The organism is Endozoicomonas sp. ONNA2, assembly GCF_024606365.1.
GTDB lineage: Bacteria > Pseudomonadota > Gammaproteobacteria > Pseudomonadales > Endozoicomonadaceae > Endozoicomonas.
The window spans coordinates 1-6,590 of the sequence record NZ_JAHHPO010000406.1 but is presented as its reverse complement, the minus strand read 5'-3'; the positions used below and the strand labels follow the sequence as shown (position 1 = coordinate 6,590).

General features: G+C 50.1%; 8 protein-coding genes. 4 read left to right on the top strand and 4 right to left on the bottom strand.

The features are described from left to right. The first annotated feature begins 153 nt into the window (after positions 1 to 153). From KDK14_RS07360 to KDK14_RS07350, 3 genes are all read left to right on the top strand, one after another. Positions 154 to 330, top strand: a complete 177-nt coding sequence (locus KDK14_RS07360) for a hypothetical protein (RefSeq protein WP_257264410.1) — start codon at positions 154 to 156, stop codon at positions 328 to 330. A gap of 348 nt (positions 331 to 678) precedes the next feature. Continuing rightward, a complete protein-coding gene (gene rimK, locus KDK14_RS07355) occupies positions 679 to 1,581 on the top strand; it encodes a 30S ribosomal protein S6--L-glutamate ligase (protein ID WP_257264408.1) in 903 nt (300 codons plus the stop codon). A 107-nt stretch (positions 1,582 to 1,688) separates the two neighbouring features. Beyond that, the gene (locus tag KDK14_RS07350) at positions 1,689 to 2,744 is read left to right on the top strand and encodes a succinylglutamate desuccinylase/aspartoacylase family protein (RefSeq protein WP_257264406.1); all 1,056 of its coding nucleotides are present in this window, start codon (positions 1,689 to 1,691) and stop codon (positions 2,742 to 2,744) included. 41 nt (positions 2,745 to 2,785) lie between these two features. Here the strand turns inward: KDK14_RS07350 and KDK14_RS07345 are convergent, their stop codons facing one another. Next, positions 2,786 to 3,883, bottom strand: coding sequence for a hypothetical protein (locus KDK14_RS07345; RefSeq protein WP_257264405.1), 1,098 nt, complete (start codon positions 3,881 to 3,883; stop codon positions 2,786 to 2,788). Between the two features lie 172 nt (positions 3,884 to 4,055). Between KDK14_RS07345 and KDK14_RS07340 the strand changes: the two genes are divergently transcribed. Further along, a complete protein-coding gene (locus tag KDK14_RS07340; protein WP_257264404.1) occupies positions 4,056 to 4,352 on the top strand; it encodes a protein-tyrosine phosphatase family protein in 297 nt (98 codons plus the stop codon). Positions 4,353 to 4,456: 104 nt separating this feature from the next. Here KDK14_RS07340 and KDK14_RS07335 read toward each other — a convergent pair whose 3' ends face one another. The 3 genes from KDK14_RS07335 to KDK14_RS07325 all read right to left on the bottom strand — a co-directional run. Next, positions 4,457 to 5,290: a thymidylate synthase gene (locus tag KDK14_RS07335; RefSeq protein WP_257264402.1), complete on the bottom strand. Its 834-nt coding sequence runs from the start codon at positions 5,288 to 5,290 to the stop codon at positions 4,457 to 4,459. Next, the gene (gene lgt / locus KDK14_RS07330) at positions 5,287 to 6,174 is read right to left on the bottom strand and encodes a prolipoprotein diacylglyceryl transferase (RefSeq protein ID WP_373691047.1); all 888 of its coding nucleotides are present in this window, start codon (positions 6,172 to 6,174) and stop codon (positions 5,287 to 5,289) included. The genes KDK14_RS07335 and lgt overlap by 4 nt, the downstream gene beginning before the upstream one ends. Before the next feature lie 211 nt (positions 6,175 to 6,385). Continuing rightward, on the bottom strand, positions 6,386 to 6,590 hold a 205-nt coding region (locus KDK14_RS07325; protein WP_257264401.1), incomplete at its 5' end, for a hypothetical protein.

Here is a 6,590-nt window from a genome sequence, read left to right as displayed (position 1 = left end):
TACTTGTTTTTTATTGACTGCACCTTGGTTTTACCAGAAATTAGCCCGGCAACGCCCGTTCCATGCCATTGTAGACCAGCCTCGGTAATTGATGTCCTGCAGATGTGGAACGAAAGGTTGTTATTTGTCTTGACCGGCATATAGAGCGCAGAGATGGAAGAGTATCCAGACTTCGAAGAAGATTTTGAAAAAACGGCCAGAACCAAAAAGCGTTATCGCACCCGCCAGATCGACTATGAGAAAAAAAGGTCGAAAGCGGAACTTCACCTTGAACGCAAACGGTTACGGGAATTACTTGGAGACGAGCACCTGGTCTTTGACCACTGGTAAACTGACTCCCGTTACTGATCGGTTCCCTCCTCAACCCAGGGGCTGCAGTTGGTCAGCCCGCTTCGATGTTATTTTTGCTGACAACCGATTACCCGGACCGCTTTGCGACGAGCGGGAAATCTGGCCCATCACCAACCGTGACATGACTAAAAATCCAGCAATAGCCGCATATTTATTCCAAATGACGAGTACTACTTTATATAACACAGTGTCACTTATCTGCTGATCGCCGTATATTCAGTAAAAAGCGCTCTGATAAGCCATACTTTTTCAGCCTTTTAATATGAATCAGTAATGAACCAGGTGTTCAGCCAGAGCGCAGAATGACCTTTTATCAGGAATTACCCAATGCGAATTGCGCTACTTTCCCGTAACGAGCGGTTATACTCATCCCGCCGCATCATTGAGGCTGCAGAAGCCAGAGGTCATACGATTGATGTTATTGATATTTTGAGTTGTTATATGAATATCAATGACAAACACCCCAGTATTCACATGAAAGGGGTTCAATTGCCTAACTATGATGCTGTGATTCCACGCATTGGTGCCTCCAACACCTTTTACGGAACGGCGGTTCTTCGCCAGTTCGAAATGATGAACTGCTACTCGCTGAATGAGTCTCTGGCCATTGCCCGCTCCCGTGACAAGTTACGATCAATGCAACTGCTGTCGCGTAAAGGCGTTGGCTTGCCGGTGACCGGTTTTGCCAGCGGTCCGGGCGATATACCTGACCTGATCGATATGGTTGGCGGTGCTCCTTTGGTAATCAAATTACTGGAAGGCACCCAGGGTATTGGCGTGGTCCTTGCCGAGACCCGAAAAGCGGCAGAAAGTGTCCTGGAGGCATTTATGGGCCTGAAAGCCAATATAATGGTTCAGGAATACATTAAAGAAGCCGGTGGTGCCGATATTCGCTGTTTTGTGATCGGCGACAAAGTCATCGCAGCAATGAAACGCCAGGCCCCGGAAGGCGAGTTCCGCTCCAACATTCACCGAGGCGGCAGTGCCAGCCTGGTGAAGTTGACTAAAAGCGAACGTGCCACTGCGGTGAAGGCGGCAAAGGCCATGGGTCTGAGACTGGCCGGGGTGGATATTCTTCGCTCCAATCGGGGCCCTCTGGTAATGGAGGTCAACTCGTCTCCGGGTCTGGAAGGTATTGAACGGGCAACTGCCAACGATGTAGCCAACTGCATTATTGAATACATTGAAAATAAACATCACCGCACCAGTAAAACGCGGATCACCGGGTAAAACCCTTTGACCAACCCACCATCACTCTGATTAAAAAGCACCCGAGTGATGCTTTTCAACCCCGGTATCTTCCTTTCAGGCTTGATGCTCGGGGGCTGGAGTCTTCCATGGAAAGAGCACAACCCCTGGAACTATTTGGCCATTCCATTTTGCCAGGTACACGACAACAACTTAATATTCCTGTCGTCAGACTCTACACCGATACGCCTATTGATCTCAGGATTGAGGTTATTCATGGCCGAAAAAAAGGCCCACGCCTGTTAGTGACGGCGGCCATTCATGGTGATGAACTCAATGGTGTAGCCATCTGTCGACAAATCCTTGGCCACAAAAACCTGTCCAACATCTATGGCACCCTGATTGTTATTCCCGTTATTAACCAGCTCGGATTCATCCAGCAAATCCGCTACCTGCCGGATCGCAGGGACCTGAACCGTTGCTTTCCTGGATCCAGCAAAGGGTCTCTCGGTGGAAGGCTCGCCAACCTGATTACTACGGGTATTTTTCCACACGTTGACTATGCCCTGGACCTTCACACCGGAGCCATTCACAGAACGAATCTGCCGCAGCTGAGAACCGACCTGACCAATGAGAAATGCCTTGGTCTGGCCAGAGCCTTTGGTGCGCCGGTGATCCTCCACTCATCTCTGAGAGATGGCTCTTTCCGCCATGCGGCCAATGAGTACAACATTCCGGCACTGGTTTATGAAGCAGGTGAAGCATTACGACTGGAAGAGGCTTCCATCAAACTGGGCTTCAAAGGCGTTATACGGGTCATGCGCCACCTGAAAATGCTGCCCGGAAAACCAGTCAAGGCACCGGCTATCCAACCCTGGGAGTGCAACCAGAGCCAATGGCTGAGAAGCTCAAGGGACGGATTGGTGTTACTTCATATCAAGCAGGGTCATCTGGTCAAGGAAGGCGACACAATGATGACTATTGTCAACCCATTTGACGCCACTGACAGTGAAAGCATCACTGCACCGTTTGATGGTGTTGTTATTGGCCTTAGCCAGCTGCCACTGGCCAACGAAGGCGATGCACTGGTTCATCTTGCCAAGATCAGCAGCACCCTGGCAGATACCGAGTATGATCAGGAAGTGATTGAAGAAGTGCTAGACTTGGGCGTTGCCCAACTCCCGGTACCTGAAAATCAGGTTTAACCGGAATAGACAAAGGGGGAGGCTGATGTGCACGTTGGGTATTAGCGACGCATAAGGTGTCTTAACACTGACCCGGCAAATTTCAGCGTGGCAGAAAAGGTACCTGCACCAGAGCTGGCCAGATGCAAGGTTCTTACCTGAGAATGGGGATAAGCCGAAGGGTACGATTTTACCGGTTGCCTCACTTGTGACATAAGTGGGAACTGCCGGAAAACAGGGTTTGCGGAGGATGGATTGTAACCAGCAGCCGAACCTGTCGACCACGGGTTAGCGGGGATAGGGAAATCAGGAGGATTACACCTGGTCAGAACATCAACCCTGGCGGGCGTGATTAGCTGCAATTCGGGTAGACGGGCATCTTCCGTTTGTACCACTGAGCGCCACGCCTGAAAAGGCATCAGTATCTCATTATTCTGCCAGTCTCTTTGGTTCAATTTCAGAACCGGTTGCCTGCGGGCAGCTTTGAGTTCAGTAAGATATTGCTGTTCATCAACATTTGCAGCGCCACAGGAATCTGAATATATATCCTCAATCGTTATGTCGTCAGAAGCCTGTTTGTTGATAGTTTCCAGGGCAAAGTGCATCCGCAAATCACTTTGCCAGATAGAGTTCATGTCAATGCACGCTTTGCCCCCGTGAGTCCGAATCTCGCTAAACACATATCCATAACTGGCCATCTGGTCTGCAGAAGGACACCCCGGGAACTTATCCAACAGATAAATGCCATCTTCGTTGAAATAAGAGCGCACTCTCAGATGGCGCTCAAAAGCTTGCGCATCGCGGAATTCTGAAAAACCATGGAGCAGGATAATATCCCTGCTGGACAGTTCCTTGATCATCCCCGGGTCCTGGATGGATTCATGGGGCAGTTGATGGGGGAAAAGCAACCGGGTAGTTGGGTTCAGCCGGGCAACTTTTCGTTTTCCTGAATCAAAAGAGACCAGAAAACAGCCAATGTGGTTAACGGTTGAATGTTCTATGAGGTTGTTTATGGCATCCTCAGTAGTAAAGGTCTTATGCCCGGAACCATGACGCCAGAATAACTCAGAAGCATTGCGATCCCGGGATGCAAAACCATTATCAGTCTCGTTGTTACCCCAGTTTTCACGAAACATGGAAATATGGGAAGTAGGCACCATCAGAAAATGCTCCTCAATTTTCTACCAACGCTCGCCTTAAAAAAAAATGACATACAAGTATTGGACCATACGATAATGCAAAAGTTTCATTTTTTTATTGGAAAGTTTCTGAGACAGGCCATCCGTTGATGGAACAGCCCACCATCCGGTGAGGCTGGCAGCCATCACGATCATGGCCGAAACGTTGCGAAAACACCCGGCAGTGCCGGAACGGGCAAATCATCCGATGGTGGTCAACTGTAACGCCGGGGTAGGCCGGACTGGAACATTTATTGTCGCCAGCGATATCATTCGCCACCATGGGCAAAACCCACAAGGGGGCACGCTGGATATTGACAGTAAGATTTTTGCCGCCAGGCAGCGCAGATCAGTGAAGTTTGTGCAAAACTGTGGCCAGTACCAGAATCTGTTGACATTGCAAGATAACCGAAACATCCTGCTCCAGGCGATGTTTGAGGCCGCAGTGTGAACTCGCCCCTGAAGCTTGCACAGCTATAGGGCTAATCTTCTCTGAATCTGATTATCCGCAGGCCACCGTGCAGATAACCGACCAGGGACGACAGAGGCTCCAGGTTAAACGGATACAGCCGCCTTGATATGCGGGTGGGCTTGATAATTCACCAGCTCAAAGTCATCAACAGTAAACTCAAACAGATCGCGAATTGCCGGGTTTAACTTCATCTGAGGTCGTTTGAAAGGGGTTCGGCTTAACTGCTCTTGCGCCTGTTCAAGATGATTGGCGTACAAGTGCGCATCCCCAAAGGTATGCACAAAATCACCGGGTTCCAGGTCACAGACCCGGGCAATCATCATGGTCAACAACGCATAGGAAGCAATGTTAAAAGGCACCCCCAGAAAAATATCAGCACTGCGCTGATAAAGCTGGCAGGACAACTTGCCATCCAATACATAAAACTGAAAGAGGCAGTGGCAAGGAGGTAACGCCTGACGCCCCATGGAGGCATTGTCTTTTGGCGAGTAGGCGAGATCCGGAAGGACCGATGGATTCCAGGCACTGATCACCATTCGTCTTGAATCCGGGTTGGTGTTGATCTCATTCAATAGCCACTGAATCTGGTCGATCACTTCACCATTAGCCCCTTCCCAGCTGCGCCACTGTTTACCATAAACCGGGCCGAGATCACCGTCGTCGGTTGCCCACTCATTCCAGATCCGGACACCATGTTCCTGAAGGTAGCCGATATTGGTATCCCCTTTGAGGAACCACAATAATTCATGAATGATTGAATTCAGATGGCACTTTTTGGTGGTCACCAGGGGAAAGCCCCGGGAAAGATCAAACCGCATCTGATAGCCAAACACACTGTAGGTACCCGTGCCGGTGCGATCAGCCTTGAAAGTACCATGGTCTTTCACATGCCGCAGGAGGTCCAGATATTCTTTCATCGTTTTTTCGATCCACTTTTTGTTGGCTTGTGCCCCTGGCAGTTATTCACTCTGCCTTTAGCCAGCCAGGCAGCATCATCACTATTGATACCATTAACCAATGGGTGGTGACGATACCCCCAAACCATAAACACAATACCGATAACGACCATCGGCAAGGATAACAGCTGCCCCATGGTCAGCCAGTCAAAGGCAATAAAACCCAGCTGGGCATCCGGCTGCCGCACAAACTCAACGGAAAACCTTGCCAGTCCATAGATCAACAGGAACATGCCGGAAATGGCCATTCTTGGCCTGGGCGTTGAAGAAAACCACCAAAGTACACTAAACAGCACAAGCCCTTCCAGAAAGAACTGATAAAGCTGGGAAGGGTGCCTTGCCATTTGACTGGGGTCGGTGGGAAAAACCATGGCCCATGGCACATCAGAGGCCCTGCCCCAAAGTTCCCCACCAATAAAGTTGCCTATTCGACCCAGGCCCAGCCCCAATGGCACCAGTGGGGCAATAAAGTCCGTCACCTGAAAGAACCCCTTGCCCTGGGAACGGCCATAGAGCCACATGGCCACAACAACACCAAGCAGACCACCGTGAAAGGACATGCCGCCATCCCAGACTTTGAACAGCCAGAGCGGGTCTCTGAGAAAATAGTCAAAGTGATAGAAGATCACATACCCGAATCGTCCGCCCAGGATAACCCCCACAGCACCATAAAAAATCAGGTCACTGACCTGTTCCGAACGCCATAAGCCAGCGGATCTGCGGGCACGAATACCACCGAGCCACAGCGCCAGCGCAAAACCGGCAAGGTACATCAGGCCATACCAGTGCACACTCAAGGGGCCGAGGCTGAACGCCACGGGATCTATCTCAGGATACGCAATCACAAACCACTTCCGATCAGTAAAAACTGCTTAAGTGTATCAAGCTAATTGGCCACTGAGCCAGCATGCAGTGAAGCCAACTCCTGCCCCTGGAGTTCCATTCTTCCAAGTTTATGAAAATAATTGGAGCTTCCCCTGTTTGAGTGGGTGATTTTATCGATTCACCCCACCGGGGTATAGATCTGATCCGCCAAGATGAAAGTAGATCACTGTCTTATATCGCTCTCTTCACTTGTTGCCACAAGCCCTGTTTTATCAAGGCTACGTTTTCTTCAATACGTACTTTGTTGGCGGCCTGCCCAAGAGGCTGGGTAACCTGAATTCGTATAATAAATAAATGCATAACCTCTGTAACCAGAGGGCGGCCCCCTCCGGCCTGTTTGACCGCAGCTTTGCCGATGTGAGCTTTATAGCTGGCC

Coding starts and splice junctions, on each gene's coding strand:
- KDK14_RS07360 (WP_257264410.1), top strand. CDS start 154: ATGGAAGAGTATCCAGACTTCGAAGAAGATTTTGAAAAAACGGCCAGA.
- rimK (WP_257264408.1), top strand. CDS start 679: ATGCGAATTGCGCTACTTTCCCGTAACGAGCGGTTATACTCATCCCGC.
- KDK14_RS07350 (WP_257264406.1), top strand. CDS start 1,689: ATGGAAAGAGCACAACCCCTGGAACTATTTGGCCATTCCATTTTGCCA.
- KDK14_RS07345 (WP_257264405.1), bottom strand. CDS start 3,883: ATGGTGCCTACTTCCCATATTTCCATGTTTCGTGAAAACTGGGGTAAC.
- KDK14_RS07340 (WP_257264404.1), top strand. CDS start 4,056: ATGGCCGAAACGTTGCGAAAACACCCGGCAGTGCCGGAACGGGCAAAT.
- KDK14_RS07335 (WP_257264402.1), bottom strand. CDS start 5,290: ATGAAAGAATATCTGGACCTCCTGCGGCATGTGAAAGACCATGGTACT.